The sequence below is a fragment of the Kitasatospora sp. NPDC001225 genome, from assembly GCF_053597855.1.
Map to the genome: position 1 here is coordinate 1 of NZ_JBSFJC010000472.1, position 1,223 is coordinate 1,223.

2 protein-coding genes are annotated in these 1,223 nt (G+C 74.5%); one reads left to right on the forward strand and one right to left on the reverse strand.

All coding sequences use genetic code 11. The features are described 5' to 3' along the window. On the reverse strand, positions 1-235 hold a 235-nt coding region (locus tag ACWDCZ_RS41545), incomplete at its 3' end, for a LysR family transcriptional regulator (RefSeq protein ID WP_449818754.1). A gap of 137 nt (positions 236-372) precedes the next feature. Between ACWDCZ_RS41545 and ACWDCZ_RS41550 the strand changes: the two genes are divergently transcribed. Then, on the forward strand, positions 373-1,098 hold the full coding sequence (locus ACWDCZ_RS41550; protein ID WP_049657846.1) for an SDR family oxidoreductase: 726 nt from the start codon (positions 373-375) through the stop codon (positions 1,096-1,098). Positions 1,099-1,223: the final 125 nt, after the last annotated feature.

Below are 1,223 nucleotides of genomic sequence, written 5' to 3' on the forward strand. Positions count from 1 at the left end.
CTCGGCCGGCCTCGGCCAGCGCGGCGCGGGCGTGCGGCAGGACCGCCCGGCCCGTCGGGGTGAGCCGTACGGCGCGCGGCAGGCGCTCCAGCAGCGGGCCGCCGAGGGCGACCTCCAGGGCGCGGATCTGGTGGGAGAGGGCGGGCTGGGTGACGTGCAGCTGTTCGGCCGCCCGGGTGAAGGATCCGGTGTCGACCACGGTGGCCAGATATTCGAGCTGTCTGAGCGTCGGCATTGCCATGAACAGATTTTATCGCTGCGGTAGATAACAAGCCTTGGACTCATCACCGCTGGTCGGGAGAGGGTCGTGGTGCGGCCGCCGACGGGAAGCAGCGGGCGGCCGATCCCCCGATGATTCGAAGGAGTTCCGCCATGTCCGACACCACCTCCCTCCAGGGTCAGCGACTCGTCGTGGTCGGTGCGGGTTCACGCACCGGCCAGGCCCTCGCCAAGGCCGCCTCGGCGGACGGCGCCACCCTCGTACTGGCCGGCCCGGACCCGCGCAAGCTGGAGTGGACGGCCGGGGAACTGTCCGGGCCGTCCGAGGTGATCGCCCTGGACATCGCCGACGAACGGTCCATCGCCGACTTCGCCGCCCGGGCCGGCCGCTTCGACCACCTCGTCTCGACCGCCGCGATGCCGGCCAACGGCCCGCTGCGGGATCTCGAAGCGGCCGACGTCCAGCGGGCGTTCGCGGCGAAGGTGATCGGCCCGCTGCTGCTGGCCAAGCACCTGGCCGGGCAGGTCTCCGCGAGCGGCTCGTTCACCTTCTTCTCCGGCGTGGCCGCGTGGCGTCCGGCGCCCGCGCGCACCGTGATGGCCACCACCAACGGCGCACTGGCCTTCCTGGTGCAGGCGCTGGCGGTGGAGATCGCGCCGGTCCGGGTCAACGCGGTCTCCCCCGGCATCGTCGACACCGGCTCCTGGGACGGCCTGGGCGCCGACAAGGAGGCGTTCCTGCGCGGGGTCGCCGAGCGCAACCCGGCCCGACGCGTCGGCACCCCGGAGGACCTGGTCAAGGCCGTCCGCTACGCCATCGACAACCCGTACGTCACCGGCACGGTGCTCCACGTCGACGGTGGCGGCCGGCTCGCCTGACCTCCGGCCCGCCGCGGCCGACGCGGTGTCACCCCTCCCCCGGCCCGCCCCCCCCCCCGCGCGGGCCCCCCCCCCCACTACCCCCCCCGGCCGGACCCCCGTACGGAACCCCCCCCCCCCCCCCC

Bases quoted from the DNA above. Each gene is read 5' to 3' on its own strand.
- ACWDCZ_RS41550 (WP_049657846.1), top strand. From the start codon at position 373: ATGTCCGACACCACCTCCCTCCAGGGTCAGCGACTCGTCGTGGTCGGT.